The organism is Nocardioides pacificus (assembly GCF_054775955.1).
On sequence record NZ_BAAHCI010000008.1, the window covers coordinates 179,463 to 203,392 of the forward strand.

The window sequence follows — 23,930 nt, forward strand, 5'->3', positions numbered from 1 at the left end:
CCAGCCTGTCGGCAGGTGACCCGCGCCACATCAGGGAGCGACGCTGACCCGACCCCCAACCCCGGCGAGCCGGTCTCGGGGTCGGCTCGGGGGTTCACCCCGAGACCACGGGTGCTCAGTCTCGCGAGTCGGAGCCGAGGAACTCCGTGCACTTCGCCATCGTTGCCAGGCGTGGGTAGTCGGCCTCGTCGATCCGGACGCCGGTGCGCTCGCTCAACAGCTCGACGAACGAGAGGAAGTCGAGCGAGTCGAGCTCGAGCTCGGAGCGCAGCGACTCGTCGGGACCGATCGAGTCGAGGTCCGCATCGGGCACGATCCTCAAGATGGCCTCGGTGACCGCCTCCCGCGCCTGGGTAGCGCTGAGCGGCTGGCGGGCGGGCGGGGAGACGGCATCGTCGGTCATAGTTCCTCCGGTCGTTGCAGATGCTGATCGATGGCGGCCAGGAACCTGGCCCCCGTGAACCCGTCGGTCGCTCGGTGGTCCGCGGAGAGAGTGAGCTCGGTGACCGGGCGCACGCCGAGCAGGCCGTCCACGGCCCATGGGCGCTCGACGACGCGCCCGAACCCGACCAGGGCGACCTGCGGCGGGTAGATCACGCCGTACACGGCATCCACGCCCTGATCACCGAGGTTCGTGACCGTGATCGTCGGGTCTCTCAGCTCTGAGCCACGAAGCCGCCCGCTGCGGGCTCTTGTCACCAGGTCGCGCATGCCCGCCATGACCTCCGCGAGGCTGAGCTGGTCGGCATGGTGCAGGGCAGGGGCCACGAGTCCGCCACCGCGAAGCGACACCGCGACTCCGAGATGGACGCCCGAGCCTGGCTGGAACGTCCCCTCCACCCAGAAGCCGTTGAGTGCGGGGGTCTCGGCCGCAGCCAGGGCAGTGGCCCGCAGCATCAGCGCGGCCGGGACCATCCGCTCGGTCACGGGCAACGTGAGGTTGCGCTCGCGCATCCAGCCCAGGGCCCGACCGAGGTCGATGCTCAGGGACAGGTAGTAGTGCGGGATCTCCCTCTTCGAGCGGGACATCAGGGCGGCGATCGTCGCGCGCATCTGGTCGGCCTTGGAGGCACCGGTGACCGGAGCGGCTGGGCCCGCGGCTGGGCCCACGTCTGCGGCGGCGTGGACGTCGGACGCCTGGATCGGCCCTCCGTCTGGCCGAGCGAGCGTCGAGACGTCGATGCCCAGCTCGGCCGCGAGCCGTCTGGCGTACGGCGTGATGCGGCCGGCGGGCCGGCCGGCGGGGCTGGCGGTGGGGCTGGATGGACTGGCGGATTGTCTGGGAGGGGCAGGCCGCTGCTCCCCGGCCGCCTCCGCAGCCTGGGTGACGTCGGCGCGGGTGATGGAGCCGTCTCGACCGGTGCCGGTGACCAGGCCGAGGTCGACGCCGCGCTCCCGTGCCAGCCGGCGCACCAACGGCGAGTGCACCTCGGGCCGGCCCGGTCCAGGCCTCTGGGCGGTGGGCAGTGCGACCGGCTCGATCGTCGCCAGCACGGCCCCGACCGGGACGACGGTTCCCGGCTCGACCAGCAGCCGCCCGACCACACCGTCGGTGAAGACCTCGACCTCGACCGCGGCCTTGGACGTGTCGACCACTGCCACGATGTCGCCCTTGTGCACGGCGTCACCGGGTCTCACCAGCCACTCGAGGAGGGTGCCCTCCTCCATGTCCGCGCCGAGGGACGGCATCGTGAAGTCGGACATGGCTCAGCCCAACGCCTGTCGCGACGCCGCCAGGATCGTCTCGACCTGGGGCAGGGCGGCCTCTTCGAGGTGCTTGGCGTAGGGCAGGGGCACCTCGGCGGTGCACACGCGCTGGACCGGCCCGTCGAGGTCGTAGAACGCCTGCTCCATGATCCGGGCGCTGATCTCGGCGGAGAGGCTTCCGCTGCGCCAGCCCTCGTCGACGACCACCACATGGTGGGTCCTCCGGACCGAGGCCAGTAAGCACGCGTCGTCCAGCGGTCGCAGGGTGCGCAGGTCGATCACCTCCGCGGAGACGCCGTCCTCGGCGAGCCTCTCGGCCGTCTCGAGGGTCTTGCCCAGCGTGCCTCCGTAGGTGATCAGCGTGATGTCGTCACCGGCCCGTCGGACGACCGCGTGGTCGATGTCCACGGCCCCGGCGTCGGCGCTGAGCTCTCCCTTCATCGGGTAGAGCGAGCCGTGCTCGAAGATCAGGACCGGATCGGGGTCCTGCAGCGCGGTCCACAGCATGCCGCGGGCGTCCTCGATGGTCGCGGGGGCGACGATCCGGAGGCCGGGGATGTGCGCATACCAGCCCTCGAGGCTGTGCGAGTGCTGGGCAGCGAGCTGGCGACCCGCCCCGGTGGTCATCCGGATCACGAGGGGGACGTTGTACTGGCCGCCGGACATGTGCAGCAGCGACGCGGCGTTGTTCATGATCTGGTCGAGTGCGAGCAGGCTGAAGTTGACGGTCATCACCTCGACGATCGGCCGCATGCCGCCCATGGCGGCGCCGATCCCCGCGCCCACGAACGCCGACTCCGACAACGGGGTGTCGCGCACCCGCTCCGGACCGAACTCCTCGAGCAGCCCGAGGCTGACGGCGAAGCAGCCGCCGTAGCTGCCGACGTCCTCGCCCATCAGGAACACGCGGTGGTCCTCGCGCATCGCCTCGCGCATGGCCTCGCGCATGGCGTCGCGGTAGGTCGTGGCGATCATCGCGGTCATGGCCGGTCACCGCTCTCGGAGTAGACGAAGCGGGTCAGCGACTCCACCGGCTCGACGGGGGCCTGCTCCGCGACCTCCACGGCGTGCGCGATCTCGCTGGACACCTCCGACTCCAGCCGGGCGAGGTCCGCGTCCTCGAGCTGGCCCTCCGCGCGCATGGCCGCAGTCAGCGCGTGAATGGGGTCGTGCTCCTTCCAGGACTCGATCTCCGGCTTGTCGCGGTACCGATCCGGGTCGTACATCGAGTGGGCGCGGAAGCGGTAGGTGCGCAGCTCGAGGAAGTGCGGCCCGGCGCCGCCCTTGATCTCCTCGACGGCCCGTCGCGCGGCGTCCTCGACGGCCAGGACGTCCATGCCGTCGACGGGCCAGGCCACGACGCCGTACGACGCGGCGCGCAGCGCGAGGTCGGTCTGGGCGTGCTCCTTGCTCAGCGCCGTGCCCATCGCGTACCGGTTGTTCTCGCAGCAGAAGAGGACCGGCAGCCGCCAGAGCGCGGCCAGGTTCATCGACTCGTGGAACTCGCCCTCGGCCAGCGCACCCTCGCCGAAGAAGCACACGGTGACGCGGGTGCGGCCCTGGAGCTTGTCGGCCAATGCCAGGCCGACGGCCAGCGGGATCCCGCCGCCGACGACAGCATTGCCGCCGACGAAGTTCGTCGCCCGGTCGAAGATGTGCATCGATCCGCCGCGGCCACGGCTGCACCCCGTCACGCGGCCGAGCATCTCCGCCATCAACGCCTCGACCGCGACCCCGCGGGCCAGGGCGTGGCCGTGCTCGCGATAGGTCGAGACCACCGCGTCGTCGGCGCCGAGCGCGCTGAGGACTCCCGTCGCCACGGCCTCCTCCCCGACGTACAGGTGGAGGAAGCCGCGGATCTTCGTGGCGCTGTAGAGCTCGGCACAGGTCTCCTCGAAGCGGCGGATGAGCAGCATCGTCCGGAGCAGCCCCAGGCGGTGCTCGGCGACCGGACTCGCCTGCGGGCCCGCCGCGGTGCGTCGTGAGGTCATGGCGTCCTCTCCAGGGTCGACAGGTCGCCCTCCGGCAACCCGAGCTCGCGGGCCTTGAGCAGCCGGCGCATCACCTTGCCGCTGTTGGTGTGGGGGAGGTGCTGGTCGAACGCGATCTCCTTCGGGGCGAGCCCTCCGAGTCGACGCCGGCCGAAGGCGAGGAGCTCCAGCTCGAGATCCTCGGAGGCGACGAAGCCGGGCCGCAGCGTGACGAAGGCCTTCACGATCTCGCCCGCGAGGGGGTCCGGCTTGCCGATCACGCCGGCCTCGATCACCGCCGGGTGCTCCATCAGTGCCGTCTCGACCTCGAAGGGGCCGACCAGATGACCGGCCGACTTGATCACGTCGTCGGCGCGCCCGACGAACCAGAAGTAGCCGTCGTCGTCGACGCGGGCGAGGTCTCCGCTGAGGTACCAGCCCCCCGCGAAGCAGTCCTGATAGCGCTTCTCCTCGCCCAGGTAGCCGCGGAACATCGATGGCCAGCCCGGGCGCACCGCGAGCTCGCCCGTCTCACCGGTTGCCGCAACGCTCACGGCACCCCCGTCGACGAGGGCTCGCCCGTCGGGGCCGCGCGTGAGCACCGTGGCCTCGACTCCCGGCATCGGCCGCCCCATCGACCCCGGGCGCACCTCCATGCCGCGGTAGTTGCTGACCATGATCGCGCCGGTCTCGGTCTGCCACCAGTTGTCGTGGATCGGCAGCCCGTAGGCCTCGAGCCCCCAGGCCACCACCTCGGGGTTGAGCGCCTCGCCCACGCTCGCGATGTGCCGCAGCGACCCGAAGTCGTAGCGGTGCGCCAGCTCGGCGCCGTACTTGACCAGCATGCGGAGCGCCGTCGGTGCGGTGTACCAGACGTTGACCCGGTGCTCGGCGAGCACCTGGTACCACGCGGACGCCTCGAACTCGCCTGCGTAGCTGATCAGGGTCGCCCCGTGGGTCAGCGGCGCGATGATGCCGTACGACGTGCCGGTGACCCAGCCCGGATCGGCGGTGCACCAGAAGACATCGCCGGGGCGGAGGTCGAGGGCGTAGGCCGAGGTCGCGTGATGGGCCACCACTGCCTCGTGCACGTGCACGGCCCCCTTCGGCGTCCCGGTCGTCCCGCTGGTGAAGTGGAGCAGGGCCATGTCCTCGGGATCGGTCGGCGGGATCTCGAACTCGGGTGACGCCTGCTCCATCAGCGTGGCGAGCTCGGCCGTCGTCTCGTCGCCGGTGCCGCCCACGATCAGCACGTGCTCAAGATCGGGAAGGTCGGCCCGGAGCTGGGCCACCTTGCGCCGGTAGAGCGACGCGGTGGTGACCAGCACCCGTGCCCGGCTCAGCCGCAGGCGTTCGCGGATGGGCTCGGGACCGAAGGACGAGAAGAGCGGGGAGAAGACGGCCGTGCACTTCAGCGTCCCCAGGGCGGCGACGTACTGCTCGCGCTGCCTGCCGAGGAGGGACACCACCCGGTCACCCTTGCCGATGCCCAACCCGACCAGGACGTTGGCGAACCGGTTGGTCACCTGTCTGAGCTGCTCGTACGTCGTCTCGCTCACGGCGCCCCCCTCCGCGACGAAGCGGAGGGCGATGGTGTCGCCACGGCCCTGCGCCACGTGCCGGTCGACTGCTTCGTGAGCGATGTTGAGGCCCCGGCCACCCGGCAGCCCGGCCATCGTCCGGCGGGCCAGCTCCCAGGTGAAGCCGCGACGTACGTCGTCGTAGGGGGGCAGGTCCGGCCCTGACGGAGGGATCGTTGCCCAGGTTGCGTTGGAGTCGATGCCCATAGCGGTCTCCTCAGGCGGTCTGCCTCCAGCAGACCTCGGTGCCGACCGCGCCTCCAGAGGCGTTGGACCCGGATCGGATGTTCGCCACCGACCGGGTCGGCTCTCGAGCCGAGGGAGTCGCCCCCGTCCGGGCGAGGAGGCTAGGCCGATCCGGCCTCCTCGGGGACCACTGCGACCGTGGCGTGGGCGCGCTCGATGACAGCGGTGGCGATGGACCCGGTGAGCGCTCGGACGAGTGAGGTCATCGGGTGGCGGCCCACGACGATCATGTCCGGTCCGCCGCGACGCGGGCTGAGAGCCTCATCGACCAGGCCGTGCTTGAGGGTGAGATCGACCGCGACGTCGGGGTACCTCTCGGCCAGCCCGGCCACCGACTCCGACAGAACGGCGCGCAGGTCCTCCAGCTCGGGCGCGTCGGGGCTCTCCCCCTGCGCCTCGCGGTACTGGGCCACCGCGGCCGCTGCGTCCCAGAAGCAGTGGAGGACGGTGAGGGGCAGGCCACGCAGGGAGGCCTGCCGATAGGCGAACTCGATGACGGGCAGTGACTCGGGTGTTGCGTCCGCACCCACGACGATCCCGGTGTGCGTGTGCTCGTCGGCAGGGGGTCGAGAGACGACCACCGGGCATGCCGCGTGGGCGCTCACCGCGGTGCTGACGGATCCGAGCAACATGCTCCGCACCACGCCGCGACCTCGCGACCCGACGACCAGCAGGTGCGCGTGCTCCGACAGGTCGATCAGGACCTGGCGAGGGTCGCCGGGCACGGCCGAGTCCACGACGGAGAGGTCGGGCTGCTGGCGCCGGGCGGCCGCGGCGGCGTCCGCGGCCAGGTCGTCCGCCTTGTCACCCACTGCCACGACGACCAACCGGCGGTGCTCGAGGGACGCCTGCTCGACCGCCCATCGCAGGGCCCGCTCGGCGTGATCGGAGCCATCGACGCCGACCACGACGCTGCCGAGGAGGGTGGCACGTTCGAGGGATGTGCTCATGAAAACAGCCTCGCGCGTGCACGCCGGCGATGCCATGGTCGAAGGGCTGTCTGTCGGGGGCACTCCTCCCTGGAGGGGGACGCGATCAGGGGACGAATGTCCCAGGGTCGCCGGACCTTTGGTCCTGCGGCGCCGGCACGTCCTGCCCTAGCCTGAGAATGGTCCGATCTGGGAGGCCGTATGCCGCGATCGCGTGACATTCTCCAGCGTTTCCGTCCTTCCGGCACCCCAGGCGCCGCCTCGAGCGGGGGCGTCCCAGCGGATCGGGTGACCGAGCTCTCCGTCGAGCTGGGACCGGTCATCGACCAGCTCGCCGACGCCCAGGCGGAGGCGGAGCGAATCCGCGCCGATGCTGTGCTGGAGGCCGAGAAGCGACGGCAGGCTGCGCTGAGACGAGCCAGCGACCTGGTCGCCGCCGCCCGCCGGGAGATGGCGGCAGAGCGAGCCGATGCCGCGACCCAGGTCAGCCGGCGGGTGGAGGAGGAGGACACGGAGCTGCTGGCCGCAGCTGCGAGCGAGGCGGCCGCGGTGCGCCGTCGAGCCGATGAGCGGATGCCGGCCTACGTCGATCGCGTGCTGACCGGGATGCGGGCGATCCTTGCGCAGCCCGAGGGGAAGAGCAGATGACCACCGCCTGGGTCGCCGGCGTGGTCCGGGCCAAGGCGCTCGCCCGGCGGAGGATCGGTGCCGGGGCGGCACGGGCCGTCGCGACGGCGCCGAGCCTGGACCACGCGGTGGCGGCCCTCGTCGCATCGCCGTACGGGCATGACGTGCGGGTCGGGCAGACACTCGCGGAGGCCCAGCACGCCGTCGGGGCGTCGCTGCTCTGGGACATGCGGGTGCTGGCCGGGTGGTTGCCCCGATCCGGCGCCCAGGTCGTCAGGCTGCTGGCAGCGGGGTTCGAGCTGGCGAACCTCGCCGAGCGCCTCTCGACGCTGGAGGGCGGGCCGGCCGAGCCTGCCTACTCACTGGGAGCCCTCGACACGGCATGGGCACGGCTCTCGACCACGAGCACACCCGGCGCCGCAGCCGAGGTGCTCGGGGCATCACCCTGGCGTCTGCGTGGGCTGACCACGCGCCGGGAGCTCTGGCTGGGGACTCGTCTCGCCTGGGCGGACTCGGTCGTCGCAGGCGTCCCGGAGGCAGCCGCCTGGGCCCGGGGCGGCGCCGCGCTGCTCGTGCTCCGCGAGATCGCGCTCGAGGGACGGGGCCTGTCACCGGCTCTCGCCCGGCGCGCGTCGTACGTGCTCGGCCCGGGGCTCCTCGAGGCGATGTCCGGGCCGCGGACCGACCTCTCGGTGGTCCGAGCGGCCCTCCCCGGTGACACTCGATGGGTCCTCGAGGGCGTCGGCGGTGTCGAGGAGCTCTGGTCTGCCGAGGGGCGCTGGTGGTTGCGGGTCGAGCGTGACGCCTTCGCCCTGCTGACCCGCTCCGGCTATGACCAGGGCCCGGTGGTCGGAGCCATCGCCGTCCTCGCCGCCGACGCCTGGCGGGTCCGAGCTGCGCTCGAGATCGCGGCTCGCGGCGGCACCGCTGCGGCTATGGAGGCGTTCGATGCCATGGCGTGATGCCGGTGCACCGGTGCGGATGCAGCGCGTGGCCCTGGTCTGTCCCAAGGCCGACCTGCGCGACCTGCTCGTGCACGTCGCCGACGCCGGTGTCGTCGACATCGACAGGGTGACCGTGGGGGAGACCGCGGGCCCTGCTGTCGAGGCGACATCGGGCCTCGGCGCCGGTGGCACCGACCTCCCGGTCCTGTGCGCCACACCACCGGACCTCGACGCGCTCGCCCGAGACGGCCGCTCCGACCTGATCGCCGGTGAGAGTGAGCTGAGGTCCCATGCCGCGGGGGCGGTCGTCCGCGGTGACGTCGCGGCCCTCGTGGGGTGGGTGCCCGTCCAGGAGATGCCCGGTCTCACCGGCAGGCTCGCCGCGCTCGGCGGTGGAGTGGTGCCGCTCCCTGCCCCGCGCGGCGTCGACCCGCCGACCATGCTGCATGACCGGGGAGGCGCACGGGGCTCGTTCACGCCCTTGGTGGAGACCTACGGGACCGTGCCGTACGCCGACGTGGATCCCACCGTTCTCGCCGGCATCGCCTACATGCTCATGTTCGGGATGATGTTCGGCGACGCGGGCCACGGCGCGCTGCTCGTCGTCGCCGGGCTCGTGCTGCGCGCCGGAAGGCCGCGCAGGCTGGCTCGGCTGCGCAAGGTGTGGCCCTTCCTGGCCGGGTCCGGGGTGGTCGCGATCGGGTTCGGGCTGCTCTACGGAGAGTTCTTCGGACCGACGGGAGTGGTGCCCGTGCTGTGGCTGGCTCCGCTCGAGGAGCCGGTCACCCTGATGGTCGTCGCGCTGTGCCTCGGGGCCGCACTGCTCGCGGGGGCCCAGTTGCTCGGGACCGTCAACCGCTGGCGTGAGGGCGGCTGGCCCCTCGCCCTCAGCGCCCCGTCCGGAGTCGCCGGCGCGGCGCTGCTCTCCGGGACCAGCCTGGTCGCGCTGGGGATCATCGCCGGGCCCGGGTGGGTCGTGCTCCTCGGAGCGCTCCTGACGGTCGCGGGGGTGGTGCTGGTCGCCCTCGGGTTCTTCGCCTCCTCCGGTGGCGGCGCCACGGGAGTCACCCAGGCGTCGGTGGAGGTGTTCGACGCGGTTATGCGCGTCGGCACGAACCTGGTGTCGTTCGTGCGCCTGGCGGCCTTCGGGCTCACCCACGCCGCCATCGGCATGATCGTGTGGGACGCGACCACCGGCCTCTGGCGTGCCGGCGGCCCGCTCGTCCTGGCGGCGGTCGTGGTCCTCGTGGTCGGCAACGCGCTCGCGTTCGCGCTCGAGGCGCTCGTCGCGGGGGTGCAGGCCCTGCGCCTCGAGTACTACGAGCTGTTCTCGCGTGTGTTCGCTGGCGAGGGCAGGCCGTTCCGTCCCTGGCAGGTGCCCACGGCCGCGGCACCGGACCGCCCATCAGCCAGAGCTTCCGAGACTCTCGCCACCGCTGTCAGGAGACAGTCATGACCCTGTGGTTCCTCGCTCTCCCCGTGCTTCTCGCCGCATTCGCGGCGACCCATCTGCTGCTGCGCCGACGTGGCCGACAGGCTCTGCAGTTCCTCGTCGCGCTGGACGCGGTGGTGCTGGTCGCCGCGCTCGTGGTCATCCTGGTCACCGCGACGGGCGCGCCCAGCGGGGCCGAGACGACGGCCGCCGTCACCGCGGCCCAGTCCGGTGGATCCGACGGCGACGCCTGGGCCGCGATGCTCGGTGCGGCCATCGCCGTCGCCGGATCGTCACTGGGTGCTGCGATCGCGGTGGCCTACACCGGGGCGGCTGCTCTCGCCGCGATGAGCGAGCGGCCCGAGATCTTCGGGCGGGCGATGGTCATCGTGGGGCTGGCCGAGGGCATCGCCATCTACGGGCTGATCGTCGCGATCATCCTCATCGGCCGAGCGTGACGTCATGGGACACATCGCGGTCATCGGCGAGGGGACGGCCGTGGCCGGCTACGCCCTGGTCGGCGCCGTCGTGGTCGCCGCCGAGGACGATCAGGCGGTCCAGCGGGCCTGGGAAGCCCTCCCCGACGACGTCGATGTCGTGGTGCTGACCGAGCGTGCAGCCGGTGCCCTGGGTCCGCGCCGCATCGCGCGGACGGCGCCGCTCACGGTGGTGATGCCGCCATGACCCCGTCACACCCGGCCGGGGGCGCCGACCCACTCGGGCCGGTGCGTGCGGCGCTGCTGGCGCGAGCCGAGGCGGAGGCCCAGCGGTTGCTCGCCGAGGCCGACGAGGAGGCGTCCGGAGTCCTGGCGCAAGCCCGCGCAGAGGCGGACGGGATTCGCGCGGCGGCCCGTGCCCAAGGGGAGCTCGATGCCGCGCGAGAGCTCGTGAGCGCCAGGGCGCGCATCCGGCGTCGGGCCAGGACAGCCGTGCTCTCCGCGCAGCGCGACGCCTACGCGGAGCTGCGTGCCCGCGTGCTGGACGAGCTGGCCGGCCTCCGTGGCGATCCTGGGTACGGCGCGTGGTGCGACCGACTGCGCGAACGCGTGCAGGCGGTGCTCGGTGCGGACGCCCGTGTCGTCGACAGCCCCTCCGGCGGCGTGGTCGCGGAAGCGGACGGTCGTCGGGTCGAGTGCACCCTGGTGGGGCTCGCCGACCGGGTGATCGACGGGCTCGGCGCCGACGTCGAAGGGCTGTGGGCGCAGTGAGCGCCACCGTGAGCCGGGTCTCGGGTTCGCTGGTGGAGGTGGACCACCTGCCGGGGGTGGCGATGTACGACGTGGTGCTGCTCGGGGAGAGCCGGCTCGCCGGAGAGGTCGTCGCGATCACCGACCGCCGAGTCGTGGTGCAGGCCTACGACGACACCGGCGGTCTCGGTCCCGGTGCCACGGTCCGCCCCCAGGGCGCCCCGCTCTCGGCGAGGCTGGGCCCCGGCCTGCTCGGCGCGGTGTTCGACGGCCTGCTGCGCCCGCTGTCGGGGGCCGGCGACTTCCTGGTCCCGGGCGCCGTGGGGACCAGGGACGAGCGACGCTGGCGGTTCACCCCGACGCAGGCCCGGGGCAGCCGGGTGTCGGCCGGCGACCAGCTCGGCACCATCGCCGGTGATGGGCCGGTGCAGCTGCGGGTCCTGGTGCCGGTCGATGTCGCCGGAGTGGTGCAGCGGGTGGCCCCCACCGGCGACTACCAGGCCGACGAGATGGTCGCCAGCGTGGAGGGGACCGACATAGCGCTCACGACGCTCTGGCCGGTGCGCAGGCCGCGGCCGTACCGCGAGCGACTCAGCAGCGCGGAGGGGCTGCATACCGGTCAGCGGGCCCTGGACCTCCTGTACCCGGTGGCACGCGGCAGCAGCGCGGCCGTGCCCGGTGGATTCGGCACCGGGAAGACGATGCTGCTGCAGCAGATCGCGAAGTGGTGCGACGCGGACGTCATCGTCTACGTCGGCTGCGGCGAGCGGGGCAACGAGATGGCAGACGTGGTCGACGAGCTCGGCTCGCTCGTCGACCCGCGCACCGGCGACCCGCTCAGCCGCCGCACGGTCGTGATCGCCAACACCTCCAACATGCCGATGATGGCGCGGGAGGCCAGCATCTACACCGGGGTCACGGTCGCCGAGTACTTCCGGGACATGGGCCATCACGTGGTCGTCATCGCCGACTCGACCTCGCGTTGGGCGGAGGCGATGCGCGAGTTCGCCTCCCGGACCGGGGCGCTGCCCGCGGAGGAGGGCTATCCGGCCGGACTGGCCTCTGCGCTGGCCGCGTTCTATGCGCGGGCCGGACACGTCGTGACCCTCGGCGGCCGCACCGGGTCCGTCACGGTCATCGGTGCCGTCTCACCGGCGGGCGGCGACATGACGGAGCCGGTGACCGCTCACACCCAGCGCTTCGTCCGCTCCGTGTGGATGCTCGACCGCGAGCTGGCCTACGCGCGGCACTACCCGGCCGTCGCTTGGTCGGGCTCCTTCTCACGCGACGCGGAGGGGCTCGGGTCGTGGTACGCCCGCCGAGGCGACCCCTCGTGGGCCCGCCGCCGGGAGCGGGCTGGCGCCCTGCTGGCGGACGCCGACCGGTTGGCCGCGCTGGCCGACCTGGTCGGGGTCGCGGCCATGCCGGGGGCGGAGCGAGTCGTCATGCTCGCCGGACGCCTGCTGCGGGAGGGGGTCCTCCAGCAGAGTGCGCTCAGCCCCAACGATGCCTTCTGCTCCACGGCCAAGGGGGCGGCCTTGCTCGACGCGGTGCTCACGGTCGTCGACCGATGTGACGCCCTCATCGCCTCCGGCGTGCCCGCGACGAGGATCGAGGAGACGGACTTCGCAGACCTGGTGCGCGCGGCGGGGGAGACCGGCCCCGACGACGTGCTCGGCGTCCAGGACCACCTCGACCTCGTGCTGGGCCGGCTCGGGGAGCTGTCATGAGCGGGCCGTCGCCTGAGTCGATCGGCGGTCTCGGGGCGGTGGAGTACACCGATGTGGCCGAGCTGCGGGGGCCTCTGCTCGTCGTACGCGGAGTGAGCGGAGTCGGCTGGGACGAGTCAGCGCGAATCCGGCTCAGGTCGGGGGAGGTGCGCAACGGGCTCGTCCTCGAGGTGGATCGTGACCTGGCGGTCGTGCAGGTGCTGGAGGGGACCGGCGGCATCCAACCGCAGGGGACACACGTCCGCTTCGCTGCGGAGACCCTGCACGTCCCCGTCGGAGTCGGGTGGCTCGGACGGGCGTGCAACGGGCGGGGAGAGCCCATCGACGATGGTCCGCCGATCCTGGGCGGCCGGCGTGCCCCGGTCGGTGGCGCGCCGCTCAACCCGACGCGCCGGGAGCCGCCCTCGGACCCGATCATCACCGGTGTCTCGGCCATCGATGCGCTCACCACCGTGGTGAGGGGACAGAAGCTGCCGGTGTTCTCGCTGGCCGGGCTGCCGCACCTCGAGCTCGCGACACAGGTGGCTGCTCAGGCCACCGCCGGGGACGAGCCCTTCTCGGTGGTGTTCGCGGGGATGGGCCTGACCCACCTCGACGCGGCCGCCGTCCGCGACGCGCTCGAGGGGCGCTCTGCCGCGGGCGAGCTGGTCCTCCTCCTGAACACGGCCGACGACCCGGTGGTGGAGCGGATCCTCACGCCCCGGATCGCGCTCACCGTCGCCGAGCACCTCGCCTTCGAGCTCGGCCGGCACGTGCTCGTGGTGATGGCAGACATGACGGCCTACGCGGAGGCCCTGCGCGAGGTGTCCGCGGCGCGGGGTGAGATCCCGGGCCGCCGGGCCTACCCGGGCTACCTCTACAGCGACCTCGCCTCGCTCTACGAACGCTGCGGACGGATCCGCGGTCGACCGGGCTCGGTGACCATCATCCCTGTCCTGACCATGCCGGCCGGAGACATCACCCACCCTGTCCCCGACCTCACCGGCTACATCACGGAGGGCCAGATCGTGCTGTCGGCAGACATGCACGCGGCCGGCATCTACCCGCCGGTCGACCCGTTGAGCTCCCTGTCGAGACTGATGCGCAAGGGGGCAGGCCCGGGACGCACGCGCGATGACCATCTCGACGTGGCGGCCCAGAGCCTGGCCTCGCTGGATCGCGCGCGCCGTGCCCGGGAGCTGGCCGACCTCGTCGGCGAGGACGCCCTGAGCCCCACCGACCGCCGCTACGTGACCTTCGAGCAGGCGGTCGCCAGCAGACTGCTCGACCAGGAGCCCCATGAGTCGCGCACTCTGGAGGAGACGCTCGACCGCGCCTGGGACGCCCTGCGCCTGCTCCCGCGCAGGGAGCTCACGATGCTTCCGACAGCCCTCCTCGACGCGCGGTACGACGTCGCCGAAGTCGCGGGGCGAGAGCGGTGACGGGGACCCTGCACGCGCCTCCCGGACGAGCCGGGAGGCTGTGGCTGCAGCATCGGCTCGCCGTCGCCCGTCAGGGCGCCGATCTGCTGGATCACAAGCTCCGGATCCTGCGCTCGGAGCGCGAGCGGCTCTCCTTGCGCCGGCAGCGAGCCACCGAGCGCTGGACCGCGACGAGCCGGGAGGCGGCCGGTTGGCTGCTGCGGGGGGCCCTGATCGGGGGCGAACGGTCGGTCCGGCTCAGCGGTGAGCGGCGGCAGGCCGAGGTCCGGGTCCTGTGGGAGCAGCCGATGGGTGTGCGCTACCCGGCCGAGGCGATCTGCGAGGTGCCCGACCCACAGCCGGAGGCAGCACCTGCCGGCAATGCCGCCCTCGTCTCGGCGACGCAGGCCCATCAGCGGGCGCTTGAGGCAGCCGTCGAGCTGGCGGCCGTCGAGGCGGCGTTGCGTATCCTCGAGGCCGAGGAGACCGTGACGCGTCACCGGCTCCGCGCGATCGAGCATCGGTGGGTCCCGCGACTGGAGAGGGCCCTGATCGCGGTGCAGTTCGCCCTCGAGGAGGAGGAGCACGCGGACGGCGTGCGACTGCGGTGGGCCGCTGGACGTCAGCGGGACTCGACGCCCGGACGAGACAGGACGGGGATATCATGACCTCCCGCGCCTTCACCAGGATCCTCGTCGCGGTCGACGACTCGCCGGCGGCGCTGGGGGCCGTGCAGGTCGCCGTCGACCTGGCGCTGCTCAGCGGCGGGCGGATCCGCTTCGTGCACGTCATCGGCGACGGTGACCTGCTGCGCGCGCTGTCTGGCATCGGTCACGATGCCGGGCTCGCCGCCAAGCGCGAGCAGGCTGCCACCTCGCTGCTGCGCCACGTCGCTGCGGTGGCAGGGCGTGCCGGCGTCGCCGCGGAGACGGCGCGTCTCACAGGCGAGCCGGCCGGCTCCCTCCTCGCCGCCGCACGGGACTGGGACGCCCACCTCATCGTCATGGGGCTGTGGGACGTCCGCGGTGCGGGACGTGCCTATGTGGGGTCCGTGACCCGCGCGGTGCTCGAGTTCAGCGACGTGCCCGTCGTCGTGATCCCGCGCTCGCCCGACGGGAGGTAGGCAACCGCCTCAGCGCTGCGTTCCCTCGTGGGCGAAATGCTGGATGTAGGCGTCGGGCCCGGGGAAGAACAGCGACTCGTGGTCGTTGTCGGACCAGCGGACCTGATAGGGCGGAGCCCCGCCGGGCCCTCGCACGGCGAGGATCTCGCCGTCGCGAACGGCCTCACCTACGTGTGCACTTCGGATGACGACGCGATCTCCAACCTCGGCGTACATCGCACTCCTCCTGTCGGGTGGTGGCTTGACTGCACCTCCCAGGGTGCCGTCCTCGCTGTGGCCGAGGTAGAGGCGAACGACTCGCGACGCCGTCAACGCGCGGCGTAGAGACGGACCCGGGCGAGCAGGGGCCGGTGGTCGCTGCGGAACCCGCCCAGGCTCCGGTGCTGCACGAACTGCGCGACGCCCGACCCGTCGCGGCGGCGCACGGAGCGGTCGGCCAGCCAGACGTAGTCGATCCACCGGGTGCGCTGCGTCGGCTCGACCCCGCCGAGCCCGAGCGCCTCGTACGACGACTGTGCGGCGCGGCCGACGGTACGGCTGATGCCCCCTCGCGGGCGGTACGCGCTGTCGTCGGCGTAGTCGAAGTTGTAGTCACCCGTCCCGATCACGACGTCGCCGGGCGCCTCGGCGTACGCCTGGGCGAGCGTGCGGTAGTGGACCCGGGCCATCTCGGCGTTGAGGTTGTCCTGCCAGCCGTGCCCGGTCTCGATGGTCTGGTTGACGTGGGTGTTGAGCAGGGTGACCCGCAGCCCGCTGGCGCGGTGTCGCAGCGAGACCTGCGCGATCCAGCGTGCGGGGAACGGCGCCTGCGTCTCGCTCGGGGAGCCACCGCGGTGAGCCTGGGTGATGGCGACGTGCTCCAACCTGAAGGTGCTGGTGCGCCAGCTCACCGCCACCGGTCGCGGACCGTCCTCGTCCGGCCAGTGCCAGGTGCCCCAGCCACGGGCACGGTAGCTCCGGGCCTGCGCGGTCCAGGCCTCGGACTTCGACTCCTGCCAGCCGATGAGGTCGACGTCCTCGTCGCCGGTGATCCGGGCCCAGTCCTGGCGTACCCCGGAGCGGCGGAGCTTGTGCCAGACGTTGAAGGACACCACCCCGATCGTGTCGACGACGCGCCCCTGAAGCCGGGGCGGCACCCGGGCGACCCCCATCTCGGGTGCCGCCTCGCGAGCCGGCGGGTCCGGGCCCGGGTCCAGCCACAGCCCCGTGGCGCCCAGTGCCAGCACCGCGACGACGACGAGCACCAGCAGCCGCCCGCGTGTCAGAGCGCCCCCGAGCGAGTTCATCGATCGCCGTCCCTCTCCTATCGTCCCCTGATGAACGGTAGTGCAGCCGGAGCAACCATCGGCTCGGGTGGACGTCTATCAAGGTGTGGCCACCCACCGACCCAGTCCCGCGAGGAGCAGTGTGACCGGCATCCGAACGAGAGGCGGGCACGGCGTCGACATCGCCGAGCTCTATGCCGCGCACCGGCTGGCGCTGGTGCGGCTCGCCGTGCTGCTCGTCGACGACATCGCCTCCGCGGAGGACGTCGTCCAGGACGCGTTCGCTGCCCTGGCGCGACGCCGCGGCGCCCTGGACGACCCGTCCAAGGCGCTGGCCTATCTGCGGGTCGCGGTCGTCAACACCGCCCGGTCGGCGCTGAGGCGTCGTCGGACGGCGCGGGCCTACGTCCCGACACGTGAGGTGCCGGCCGACACCCCGGAGGACTCGACGGTGCTGGCCGAGGAGCACCGGGAGGTGCTCGCGGCCGTGCGACAGCTGCCGCCACGGCAGCGGGAGGTGCTCGTGCTCCGCTACTGGTCGGGACTCTCCGAGGCGGAGATCGCCGCCACGCTCGACATCAGCCCGGGGACCGTGAAGTCCACGGCCAGCCGGGCGCTGGACGCCCTGGAGCGGACCCTGCAGGGCAAGGGAGAAGACCGATGAGCAGGCACACCGATCTCGAGGCCAGGCTGAGCGCCGCCTTCGCCGCCCGCGCCGAGCAGGTCACTCCTGAGCAGCTACCCGCGGCACTCGCCCCCGTGGTGCCCCTGCCGCGCCGCACGCCGCGACTGCTGCTCGCTGCCGCCAGCGTGCTGCTGGTGGCGGGTGTGGCCGTCTTCGTCACCCAGGACGACCCCGTGGTCCAGCCGGCGCCGGATCCGGACGCTCCGGAGATCGTGATCCCCCCGGACGTCGGCGCGGACTGGGGACCGGTCAGGCTCTCCTCGCGGGCTGCCCTCGACCTGGACGGCGACGGCACCGAGGAGAGGGTGCGCTTCCGCGCCGAGCCGTCGCCGGAGTACGACGGTCGGGTGCGCCTGGAGACGACGCTGTCGGGCGACGGACGCGACGCCTACGGGGTCGTCTCGCTCGGGACCAGCCTCGCCGTGGACTCGCTCGACCCGATCGACGCCGACCGCGACGGCGACCAGGAGCTCGTCCTCCTCCACGAGATCGACGCGACCGAGTCGGTCCCGATGGTGCTCGACCTGCGCGACGGCGTCCTGGTCGAGGCTCCGCCCACCGACGGGCAGCTGCTGCGCCGGGGGAACGTCGCCACGCCCGGAGGGACGTCGTATTACGACATGGTGCGGCTCTCCGACTACTGGTTCGAGGACGGCACGCTGCGCTCGGGGCAGTCGGTGAGCACGTTCGCCACCGCCGGCATGACGATCTACCGTCCCGAGGAGGTCGTGATGGACGTCCTGGACTGGCGGCTGCGCGAGGACGGCGTCCTGGCCCCCGAGCCGGCGGGATGCGTCGTCGACACCGCGGACGGACGCCGCCCATGCGCGGAAGGCGAGAGCGACCCGGTCCCTGAGCTGGGGCCGGTGGCGGAGGAGCAGATCGGCGTGGGGGAGTCCTTCGAGGTGGCGCAGCCCTATCCGTTCACGGTGCGGCTGGAGAGCTCAGGGCAGGGTGGTCGGGTGGAGGTCGTCACCTCCTCGGGAGCGGACGGCCGTGACCTGCGGGTGTCGCTCGACCTGGGCCCCGGGGCGCGGCTGTTCACCACGCCGCCCACGGGAGTCTTCAGCGACGGGGTCTCGCTGCTCGCCGCCGGGGAAGACGCTCAGGGCGAGCAGGCCCTCCGGGTGCTGATCCAGGGGCGCGACACCCTGCTCGAGCTCGAGCCCACCGGTCCGGTCCCGTTGGGCACGGGGGAGTCCGAGGGCCGCCGCTACCGGACGTGGCTGAGCGTCGATGGCGCTCTCCACACCGCGGTGGCCGCCTCCGGCGAGGTGAGCGGGGCGTGGGAGGTGTGGTCGTGGGGCATGACGGGTGCACGTGAGATGGTTGCGTTCCCGCTGGCCACGGTGTGCTTCGACGACCATCTCGTCCCCTCGACGGCGAGGAGCTGCTGAGCAGCGACTTGTCCGTCGACTCCTTGCCGGGAGCGGCGGGGGGTGAGACTGTCAGCCATGCCCAGCAGCTCGCCCACCAGGTCGTACGACGTGGTGGTCATCGGGTCGGGCTTCGGCGGGAGCGTCAGCGCCCTGCGCCTCGCGGAGAAGGGCTACCGCGTGGCCGTCCTCGAGGCGGGCCGGCGCTGGACCGACCGGGACTTCGCGGAGCAGGGCTCGCGCGACATGCTCTGGATGCCCCGGCTCGGGATGTTCGGCCCGATGCGGCTGAGCATGCACGGCCGCCTCTCGCTGTTCAGCGCCGTCGGCGTCGGGGGCGGCTCGCTGATCTATGCCAACACGCTCTATGAGCCGCACGACGCCTTCTTCGAGGATCCCGCCTGGGCCGGCATCACCGACTGGCGCGCCGAGCTCGCGCCGTACTACGACCAGGCGCGGCGGATGCTCGGCGTCACCCGCAACCCGCGCATGTGGCGCTCCGACGAGATCCTGCGTGAGGTCGCCGCGGACCTCGGCGTCGAAGACACGTTCCGGGCGACCGACGTGGGCGTGCTCTTCGACGAGGACCGTCCCGGTGGCGAGGTGGCCGACCCGTTCTTCGGCGGAGCAGGGCCGACCCGCAACGCGTGCGTGCACTGTGCGCGGTGCACGTCGGGGTGCCCGTTCAACGCCAAGAACACCCTGTCCAAGAACTACCTCCACCTGGCGGAGCAGGCCGGCGTCGAGGTCCACGCCCTGCACGAGGTCGTCGGCGTCCGCGAGCGGGCCGACGGGCGCTACCTGGTCACCGCACGCCATCCGGGACGGCGACGGGGGAGCGTGCATGAGCTCGATGCCGAGCACGTGGTCTTCGCTGCGGCGGCGCTGGGCACCCAGAAGCTGCTGCACCGGCTCAAGGACTCCGGTGCGCTGCCCGGCATCTCCGACCGCCTGGGGCAGCTGTCCCGGTCCAACTCCGAGGCGATCGTCGTCGCCTCCTCGCCGGTGCCGCTGGATCTCCAGCACGGCGTCGCGATCACGTCGTCGTTCCATCCCGAGCCGCACACCCACGTCGAGCTGTGCCACAGCAACGAGCAGCAGGATGCAGCGTCGGCGATGAACGTCCCTCTCGTGGACGGGGGCCGGCTCCGCCTGCTCCGGTTCGTGGTCCAGCAGCTCCGCAGCCCGGGGGTCTTCCTGCGCTCACGGCGTACGTCGCTCGCGTCGACGCGGACCGCCTCCCTGCTGGTGATGCAGTCGCTGGACAACTCGCTGACCTCCTCGCTGAGACGCGGACGGCTCCGGCTGCGGCAGGGCACCGGCGTCCCCAACCCGTCGTGGATCCCGCTGGCGAACGACATCGCGCGTCGCTATGCCGACAAGATCGGGGGCGAGGCGATGATGCTGGCCAGCGACCTCATCGGACGGCCCGCCACCGCGCACTTCATCGGGGGCGCCACCATCGGTGACTCGCCGGCGACCGGCGTGGTCGATCCCTATCACCGGCTCTGGGGGCACCCGAACCTGCATGTGGTCGACGGCTCCACGATCGGCGCGAACCTCGGCGTCAATCCGTCCCTGACCATCGTCGCCCTGGCCGAGCGGGCGATCGCCCTGTGGCCCAACAAGGGGCAGCAGGACCCGCGCCCTCCGACGGGGAGTGCCTACCGGGCGGTCGCCCCCGTGCCCCCGACCCGGCCCGCCGTGCCGGCGCACGCGAGCGGGGCGCTCAGGCTCGGGTGAGCGATCAGTCCCGGCGGGCGAACCGCTTCATGTCCCAGAGGTAGCGCCCCAGTCCGCGGCCGGGAACGGGTCGGGGCCAGGCGTCGGGCCGGAACCACGCGTCGGACCCGCCGTCGACGAAGATCACGCTGCCACACAGGAAGTCGGCGGCCTCGGTCGTCATGAAGACCGCCCACGAGGCCAGCTGCTCCGGATCGCCGAAGCCGCCCACCGGCACCGGGAACGCCCGGATCTGGCGTGCCTCCGCGGGGCTGGCCAGCTGCTTCTCCAGCAGCGGGGTCAGGATCGCGCCGGGCGCCAGTGCGTTGAGCCGGATCCCCGCGCCGGCCCACTCCGGCAGCACAGCGGTCCGCCGCACCCAGTGGCTCAGCGCGATCTTGGAGGCGGCGTAGGCCCAGGGCCCGCGCAGCTGGGGTATCCGGCCGACGCGGCGCAATGCGAGGTCGGTGTCACCGTCCCGGAGCGCCCTGATCGCTCGTCGGGGGACCATCGGCGTCGTGGTCGTGGAGTTGCTGGAGAACACCACCACCTTGGAGTCGCCGCTGGCGGCGAGCGCCGGTCGCCACTGCTCCAGCAGCTCGGTCACGCCGAGGTAGTTGACCTGCAGGATCATCCGGGGGACGTCCTTGCCAGGTCGGGGCCCGACCCCGGCCGCCAGCACCGCACCGTCCAGCCGACCGTCGCAGGCGTCGAGGACCTCGCGGGCGACTCGCGCGCGACCCTCCGGGGTGGAGAGATCGGCGGTGATCGTCGACCGCGCGATGTCGACGTCGATCACCCGGTGGCCGGCGGCTCGCAGCTGCGCGGTCACGGCCGCGCCCATGCCGGAGGCGGCTCCAGTGACGGCGTACGTCTTGGGGGTGGGGTGGGGGTTCACGAGACTCACTTTCCAGGGAGGCCCCGATCCCAGCACAGTCGGCGCGATCACGCACCGGGGCGTTCCACCGCCGGGGACCCAGCGCCGGGGGACCCAGCGCCGGGGACTCAGCGCCGGAGGTCGATCACCGCCCGTCCACGGATCCGGCCGTCCGTCTGGCCGGCCCAGGCCGCTGCTACCTGGTCGAGACCGAAGACCTCGTGGTCGACCCGGAGCCGTCCCGCGGCGGCCTGCTCCTCGATCCACGCCATCGCCGAGGCGCGCTGCTCGGGCGTCAGGTCGTTGTTGGTGTACCCGAGCACCGAGCGGGAGCCGCTGCGCAGGTGCGCGGAGGAGAAGGTGGCCGTGGCGCCGGCACTGCTGCCCAGGTTGACCAGGCGCCCATGGGGAGCGAGGCAGGTGAGCGCAGCCGTGGCGGGAATCCCGCACAGGGGGTCGAGGATCAGGTCGACGTCGCCGACGCTGTCGTGCAGGCGCTGTGCCAGCTCGTCGGCGGTGTCGCCGTCGCGGAGCTCGACGAACCCGTCCGCGCCGAGACCCAGCGCAGCGTCCGCCGCCGACGCACCGCGTGCGGCGCCGTACACCGCCCCGGCGTGGCTCAGCCGCGCGACCTGGAGCGCGACGCTGCCCACGACGCCACTCGATCCCAGCACCAGGACCCGCTCACCGGCCTGCAGACCGCCCCGCAGCAGCAACGCCGCCCAGGCTGCGACCGCGGAGAGTCCGAGGGCCGCCAGCTGGAGGGGGTCGACCGACCCGGTCAGCTCCACCAGGTCGGACTCGCGGACGGCGACCTGCTCGGCGATGCTCCCGTCGCCGGGGGCCATCCCGGCCGACGTCGGGAACCACACGACGGTGCCGGCCGGCAGCGTGTCGGACTTCAGCACGGTCCCGATGCCCTGCACCCCGGGGACGTAGGGGGCCGCCGGCGCCCCGAAGTACGACGTGCCGCTGGCGCAGAGCAGGTCGAGAGGGGTGAGCGGCGCGGCGTCGGTGCGGATCAGCGCCTGGCCGGCCGTCGGGACGGGGGCCGGCCATTCGCCCGTGCGGGGCGCTCGCCCGGGCTCGTCGACGATCGCCGCGCGCACGGGCTCAGCCCTCGGCGCCGGGGGCGCGGTAGACCGCGTTGCGGTCGACCATGCGATAGATGTCGTTGGCGACGCCGGGGCTGCGGATCTCCTCCGCGATGTGGCCCAGCAGCCCCGCGCAGCGAGCGAGCAGCACCGTGCCGCGCAGCAGCTCCAGGGGGATCCCGATGTCCGCCAGGGCGGCACCGCTCACGCCGGCTCCGTTGAGGGGCAGGCGCTTGCCGAGGACCTGCTCGTGGGTGCGACCGACCGCCTCGAAGAGGGAGAGGTGCGCGCCGTAGAGACCCTCCTCGCGGGCGATCTGCACGAGCCTGGGGGTCCGCGGGTCGCCCTGCTTGTGGACGGGGTGTCCGAGCCCCGGCACGAACCGGCCGGCCTCACGCTGGGCTCGCACCGCGGCCAGCGCCAGCTCGTCCCAGCCTGCATCGTCGCGAGGAAGCGCGTCGGCTCCGGCGAGGACGTCCGCGAGGAAGCGGCCGGTGTCCTCCGTGACCCCGAGGAAGCGCGAGCCGCCGCCGAGCAGGCCGGCGGCCAGCGCGCCCTGGATCGAGTCGGGAGCGCTGAGGAAGGTGAGCCGGCTCGCGATCGCCGTGGGGGTGAACCCGTGGTCCGCCAGTCCCAGCAGCACCGCCTCGAAGACGCGGGTCTGCTGCGGCGTCGGCCGCTCGAGCGTGATCAGCCAGAAGGCCAGCTCGCCGAAGGAGACGTTGCCCATCAGCTCCGCGGTGACGTCACGGCCCATCAGCGACATGGTGGCCAGATCGGAGGTCCCCAGGGACGTGGGGAACTGGGGGGTTGCGGACTGGGGGGTGGCGGACTGGGGCAGGTCAGACATCGTTCCTCTTCGCGTCGTCGGGGGAGGCGACGCCCAGCCAGGCGCGGATCTCGTCGCCGTGGGCGTCCAGGCCGGGCGGGGCCAGGTCGTAGCGGGCAGGGGTCGCGCTCATCCGGATCGGGTTGCGGACCGTGGGAACATCACCGGCCATCACGACCGGCTCCAGGCCGAGCCGCTCGCCGAGCTCGACGCCGCCCTGGACGTCGTTGATGGGGCCGCAGGGCACGCCGGCCCCGGTCAGCACGTCGAACCACTCCTGGGCCGACCGGGTCGAGAGCGCCTCCAGGAGCAGCGGGCGCAGCTCCTCGCGGTTGTCGTTGCGCAGTCCCACGCTGGAGAAGCGCGCGTCGTCGGCCAGCTCAGGCACCTCGAGAGCAGCCACGAGACGACGGAACTGCCCGTCGTTGCCGGCCACCACGATCAGGTCGCCGTCCCCGGTGGCGAGGGGCTCATAGGGGAACAGGCTCAGGTGCGCGTTGCCCATCCGGTGCGGCACCACGCCGCCGGCCACATAGGCGGAGGTCTGGTTGACCAGCGAGGACAGGGCGGTGGAGAGCAGGTTCGTCTCGACGTGCTGGCCCTCGCCCGTCGCGTCGCGGTGACGCAGGGCGGCCAGGATGCCGATGACGGAGTTGAGGCCGGTCATCACGTCGAAGACCGAGATCCCGGCGCGGTACGCCGGCCCGTCCGGGCTGCCGGTCAGGCTCATCAGACCCGACATTCCCTGCACCAGCAGGTCGTAGCCGGGCAGCGAGGCACCCTCCGCAGACCCGAAGCCGCTGATCGAGCAGTAGACGGCCGCCGGGTTGCGCGCCGCCACGTCGTCGTAGCCCAGCGCGAAGCGGTCGAGGCCGCCCGGCTTGAAGTTGTGGATGAAGACGTCGGCACGCTCGGAGAGGGCGTGGGCCACCGCGAGGTCGTCGTCGTCCTTGAGGTCGAGCGCGATCGAGCGCTTGTTGCGGTTGATCGCCAGGTAGTAGGTGCCGTCGTCGCCACGTCGCGGAGGGACCCAGTGGCGGGTGTCGTCACCCGCGGGGCTCTCGACCTTGATGACCTCCGCCCCGAGGTCCGCCAGCAGCATCGTCGCGTAGGGACCCGCCAGCACACGGGAGAAGTCGGCGACGAGGACGCCGTCGAGCGGGCCGGGCTGTGGTGCGTTCATGAGCCACCTCTGAAGGGGACGGAC

General features: G+C 72.6%; 25 protein-coding genes. 13 read left to right on the forward strand and 12 right to left on the reverse strand.

Going from position 1 to position 23,930, the window contains the following annotated elements; genetic code table 11:
- Positions 1 to 115 precede the first annotated feature (115 nt).
- From ACYU7L_RS13020 to ACYU7L_RS13045, 6 genes are all read right to left on the reverse strand, one after another.
- Entirely contained in the window at positions 116 to 403 is a 288-nt protein-coding gene (locus ACYU7L_RS13020) for an acyl carrier protein (RefSeq protein ID WP_460797251.1), read from the reverse strand.
- Positions 400 to 1,704 carry a dihydrolipoamide acetyltransferase family protein gene (locus ACYU7L_RS13025; protein ID WP_460797254.1) on the reverse strand — a complete coding sequence of 435 codons (1,305 nt, stop codon included), beginning with the start codon at positions 1,702 to 1,704 and terminating at the stop codon, positions 400 to 402. The genes ACYU7L_RS13020 and ACYU7L_RS13025 overlap by 4 nt, the downstream gene beginning before the upstream one ends.
- 3 nt (positions 1,705 to 1,707) lie before the next feature.
- A complete protein-coding gene (locus ACYU7L_RS13030) occupies positions 1,708 to 2,691 on the reverse strand; it encodes an alpha-ketoacid dehydrogenase subunit beta (protein WP_460797256.1) in 984 nt (327 codons plus the stop codon).
- The gene (pdhA, locus tag ACYU7L_RS13035; protein WP_460797259.1) at positions 2,688 to 3,698 is read right to left on the reverse strand and encodes a pyruvate dehydrogenase (acetyl-transferring) E1 component subunit alpha; all 1,011 of its coding nucleotides are present in this window, start codon (positions 3,696 to 3,698) and stop codon (positions 2,688 to 2,690) included. Before pdhA ends, ACYU7L_RS13030 begins: the two co-directional genes overlap by 4 nt.
- On the reverse strand, positions 3,695 to 5,464 hold the full coding sequence (gene acsA, locus ACYU7L_RS13040; RefSeq protein WP_460797262.1) for an acetate--CoA ligase: 1,770 nt from the start codon (positions 5,462 to 5,464) through the stop codon (positions 3,695 to 3,697). Before acsA ends, pdhA begins: the two co-directional genes overlap by 4 nt.
- Before the next feature lie 140 nt (positions 5,465 to 5,604).
- The gene (locus tag ACYU7L_RS13045; protein ID WP_460797264.1) at positions 5,605 to 6,453 is read right to left on the reverse strand and encodes a universal stress protein; all 849 of its coding nucleotides are present in this window, start codon (positions 6,451 to 6,453) and stop codon (positions 5,605 to 5,607) included.
- A gap of 267 nt (positions 6,454 to 6,720) precedes the next feature.
- Between ACYU7L_RS13045 and ACYU7L_RS13050 the strand changes: the two genes are divergently transcribed.
- The 10 genes from ACYU7L_RS13050 to ACYU7L_RS13095 are packed head-to-tail and all read left to right on the forward strand — an operon-like array spanning position 6,721 to position 14,875.
- A complete protein-coding gene (locus ACYU7L_RS13050; protein ID WP_460797266.1) occupies positions 6,721 to 7,080 on the forward strand; it encodes a hypothetical protein in 360 nt (119 codons plus the stop codon).
- Complete coding sequence (locus ACYU7L_RS13055) at positions 7,077 to 8,021, forward strand: hypothetical protein (RefSeq protein WP_460797270.1); 945 nt, start codon at positions 7,077 to 7,079, stop codon at positions 8,019 to 8,021. Before ACYU7L_RS13050 ends, ACYU7L_RS13055 begins: the two co-directional genes overlap by 4 nt.
- On the forward strand, positions 8,008 to 9,459 hold the full coding sequence (locus ACYU7L_RS13060) for a V-type ATPase 116kDa subunit family protein (RefSeq protein WP_460797272.1): 1,452 nt from the start codon (positions 8,008 to 8,010) through the stop codon (positions 9,457 to 9,459). Before ACYU7L_RS13055 ends, ACYU7L_RS13060 begins: the two co-directional genes overlap by 14 nt.
- Positions 9,456 to 9,893, forward strand: coding sequence for an ATP synthase subunit C (locus tag ACYU7L_RS13065; protein WP_460797274.1), 438 nt, complete (start codon positions 9,456 to 9,458; stop codon positions 9,891 to 9,893). Before ACYU7L_RS13060 ends, ACYU7L_RS13065 begins: the two co-directional genes overlap by 4 nt.
- Before the next feature lie 4 nt (positions 9,894 to 9,897).
- Positions 9,898 to 10,119, forward strand: a complete 222-nt coding sequence (locus ACYU7L_RS13070; RefSeq protein ID WP_460797276.1) for a V-type ATP synthase subunit F — start codon at positions 9,898 to 9,900, stop codon at positions 10,117 to 10,119.
- Positions 10,116 to 10,643: a hypothetical protein gene (locus ACYU7L_RS13075; protein ID WP_460797278.1), complete on the forward strand. Its 528-nt coding sequence runs from the start codon at positions 10,116 to 10,118 to the stop codon at positions 10,641 to 10,643. Before ACYU7L_RS13070 ends, ACYU7L_RS13075 begins: the two co-directional genes overlap by 4 nt.
- Positions 10,640 to 12,352 (forward strand): V-type ATP synthase subunit A, encoded by a 1,713-nt coding sequence (locus ACYU7L_RS13080; protein WP_460797281.1) that lies wholly within the window; start codon positions 10,640 to 10,642, stop codon positions 12,350 to 12,352. Before ACYU7L_RS13075 ends, ACYU7L_RS13080 begins: the two co-directional genes overlap by 4 nt.
- On the forward strand, positions 12,349 to 13,773 hold the full coding sequence (locus tag ACYU7L_RS13085) for a V-type ATP synthase subunit B (RefSeq protein ID WP_460797284.1): 1,425 nt from the start codon (positions 12,349 to 12,351) through the stop codon (positions 13,771 to 13,773). The genes ACYU7L_RS13080 and ACYU7L_RS13085 overlap by 4 nt, the downstream gene beginning before the upstream one ends.
- Positions 13,770 to 14,420: a V-type ATP synthase subunit D gene (locus tag ACYU7L_RS13090; protein ID WP_460797287.1), complete on the forward strand. Its 651-nt coding sequence runs from the start codon at positions 13,770 to 13,772 to the stop codon at positions 14,418 to 14,420. Before ACYU7L_RS13085 ends, ACYU7L_RS13090 begins: the two co-directional genes overlap by 4 nt.
- The gene (locus ACYU7L_RS13095; protein ID WP_460797289.1) at positions 14,417 to 14,875 is read left to right on the forward strand and encodes a universal stress protein; all 459 of its coding nucleotides are present in this window, start codon (positions 14,417 to 14,419) and stop codon (positions 14,873 to 14,875) included. The genes ACYU7L_RS13090 and ACYU7L_RS13095 overlap by 4 nt, the downstream gene beginning before the upstream one ends.
- 9 nt (positions 14,876 to 14,884) lie before the next feature.
- Here the strand turns inward: ACYU7L_RS13095 and ACYU7L_RS13100 are convergent, their stop codons facing one another.
- Positions 14,885 to 15,091 (reverse strand): DUF1918 domain-containing protein, encoded by a 207-nt coding sequence (locus ACYU7L_RS13100; RefSeq protein WP_460797291.1) that lies wholly within the window; start codon positions 15,089 to 15,091, stop codon positions 14,885 to 14,887.
- Positions 15,092 to 15,183: 92 nt separating this feature from the next.
- Positions 15,184 to 16,161, reverse strand: coding sequence for an exonuclease/endonuclease/phosphatase family protein (locus ACYU7L_RS13105; RefSeq protein WP_460797294.1), 978 nt, complete (start codon positions 16,159 to 16,161; stop codon positions 15,184 to 15,186).
- A 121-nt stretch (positions 16,162 to 16,282) separates the two neighbouring features.
- On the opposite strand from ACYU7L_RS13105, the gene ACYU7L_RS13110 reads away from it, so the two are divergent.
- From ACYU7L_RS13110 to ACYU7L_RS13120, 3 genes are read left to right on the forward strand one after another with little or no spacing between them, the layout of a single operon-like run.
- The gene (locus ACYU7L_RS13110; protein ID WP_460797295.1) at positions 16,283 to 16,804 is read left to right on the forward strand and encodes an RNA polymerase sigma factor; all 522 of its coding nucleotides are present in this window, start codon (positions 16,283 to 16,285) and stop codon (positions 16,802 to 16,804) included.
- Positions 16,801 to 18,222, forward strand: coding sequence for a hypothetical protein (locus ACYU7L_RS13115; protein WP_460797297.1), 1,422 nt, complete (start codon positions 16,801 to 16,803; stop codon positions 18,220 to 18,222). Before ACYU7L_RS13110 ends, ACYU7L_RS13115 begins: the two co-directional genes overlap by 4 nt.
- A 57-nt stretch (positions 18,223 to 18,279) precedes the next feature.
- Positions 18,280 to 19,944, forward strand: a complete 1,665-nt coding sequence (locus ACYU7L_RS13120) for a GMC oxidoreductase (protein ID WP_460797299.1) — start codon at positions 18,280 to 18,282, stop codon at positions 19,942 to 19,944.
- Between the two features lie 4 nt (positions 19,945 to 19,948).
- Here the strand turns inward: ACYU7L_RS13120 and ACYU7L_RS13125 are convergent, their stop codons facing one another.
- From ACYU7L_RS13125 to ACYU7L_RS13140, 4 genes are all read right to left on the reverse strand, one after another.
- Complete coding sequence (locus tag ACYU7L_RS13125) at positions 19,949 to 20,821, reverse strand: SDR family oxidoreductase (protein ID WP_460797301.1); 873 nt, start codon at positions 20,819 to 20,821, stop codon at positions 19,949 to 19,951.
- A gap of 107 nt (positions 20,822 to 20,928) precedes the next feature.
- Entirely contained in the window at positions 20,929 to 21,909 is a 981-nt protein-coding gene (locus tag ACYU7L_RS13130) for a quinone oxidoreductase family protein (RefSeq protein ID WP_460797303.1), read from the reverse strand.
- 4 nt (positions 21,910 to 21,913) lie between these two features.
- On the reverse strand, positions 21,914 to 22,744 hold the full coding sequence (locus ACYU7L_RS13135; protein WP_460797305.1) for a citryl-CoA lyase: 831 nt from the start codon (positions 22,742 to 22,744) through the stop codon (positions 21,914 to 21,916).
- Positions 22,737 to 23,906, reverse strand: a complete 1,170-nt coding sequence (locus ACYU7L_RS13140) for a CaiB/BaiF CoA transferase family protein (RefSeq protein WP_460797307.1) — start codon at positions 23,904 to 23,906, stop codon at positions 22,737 to 22,739. The genes ACYU7L_RS13135 and ACYU7L_RS13140 overlap by 8 nt, the downstream gene beginning before the upstream one ends.
- Positions 23,907 to 23,930: the final 24 nt, after the last annotated feature.

What these genes read in the sequence shown, in the direction of transcription:
- ACYU7L_RS13020 (WP_460797251.1), bottom strand. Translation starts at nt 403, where the DNA reads ATGACCGACGATGCCGTCTCCCCGCCCGCCCGCCAGCCGCTCAGCGCT.
- ACYU7L_RS13025 (WP_460797254.1), bottom strand. Translation starts at nt 1,704, where the DNA reads ATGTCCGACTTCACGATGCCGTCCCTCGGCGCGGACATGGAGGAGGGC.
- ACYU7L_RS13030 (WP_460797256.1), bottom strand. Translation starts at nt 2,691, where the DNA reads ATGACCGCGATGATCGCCACGACCTACCGCGACGCCATGCGCGAGGCC.
- pdhA (WP_460797259.1), bottom strand. Translation starts at nt 3,698, where the DNA reads ATGACCTCACGACGCACCGCGGCGGGCCCGCAGGCGAGTCCGGTCGCC.
- acsA (WP_460797262.1), bottom strand. Translation starts at nt 5,464, where the DNA reads ATGGGCATCGACTCCAACGCAACCTGGGCAACGATCCCTCCGTCAGGG.
- ACYU7L_RS13045 (WP_460797264.1), bottom strand. Translation starts at nt 6,453, where the DNA reads ATGAGCACATCCCTCGAACGTGCCACCCTCCTCGGCAGCGTCGTGGTC.
- ACYU7L_RS13055 (WP_460797270.1), top strand. Translation starts at nt 7,077, where the DNA reads ATGACCACCGCCTGGGTCGCCGGCGTGGTCCGGGCCAAGGCGCTCGCC.
- ACYU7L_RS13060 (WP_460797272.1), top strand. Translation starts at nt 8,008, where the DNA reads ATGCCATGGCGTGATGCCGGTGCACCGGTGCGGATGCAGCGCGTGGCC.
- ACYU7L_RS13065 (WP_460797274.1), top strand. Translation starts at nt 9,456, where the DNA reads ATGACCCTGTGGTTCCTCGCTCTCCCCGTGCTTCTCGCCGCATTCGCG.
- ACYU7L_RS13070 (WP_460797276.1), top strand. Translation starts at nt 9,898, where the DNA reads ATGGGACACATCGCGGTCATCGGCGAGGGGACGGCCGTGGCCGGCTAC.
- ACYU7L_RS13075 (WP_460797278.1), top strand. Translation starts at nt 10,116, where the DNA reads ATGACCCCGTCACACCCGGCCGGGGGCGCCGACCCACTCGGGCCGGTG.
- ACYU7L_RS13085 (WP_460797284.1), top strand. Translation starts at nt 12,349, where the DNA reads ATGAGCGGGCCGTCGCCTGAGTCGATCGGCGGTCTCGGGGCGGTGGAG.
- ACYU7L_RS13095 (WP_460797289.1), top strand. Translation starts at nt 14,417, where the DNA reads ATGACCTCCCGCGCCTTCACCAGGATCCTCGTCGCGGTCGACGACTCG.
- ACYU7L_RS13100 (WP_460797291.1), bottom strand. Translation starts at nt 15,091, where the DNA reads ATGTACGCCGAGGTTGGAGATCGCGTCGTCATCCGAAGTGCACACGTA.
- ACYU7L_RS13105 (WP_460797294.1), bottom strand. Translation starts at nt 16,161, where the DNA reads ATGAACTCGCTCGGGGGCGCTCTGACACGCGGGCGGCTGCTGGTGCTC.
- ACYU7L_RS13115 (WP_460797297.1), top strand. Translation starts at nt 16,801, where the DNA reads ATGAGCAGGCACACCGATCTCGAGGCCAGGCTGAGCGCCGCCTTCGCC.
- ACYU7L_RS13120 (WP_460797299.1), top strand. Translation starts at nt 18,280, where the DNA reads ATGCCCAGCAGCTCGCCCACCAGGTCGTACGACGTGGTGGTCATCGGG.
- ACYU7L_RS13135 (WP_460797305.1), bottom strand. Translation starts at nt 22,744, where the DNA reads ATGTCTGACCTGCCCCAGTCCGCCACCCCCCAGTCCGCAACCCCCCAG.
- ACYU7L_RS13140 (WP_460797307.1), bottom strand. Translation starts at nt 23,906, where the DNA reads ATGAACGCACCACAGCCCGGCCCGCTCGACGGCGTCCTCGTCGCCGAC.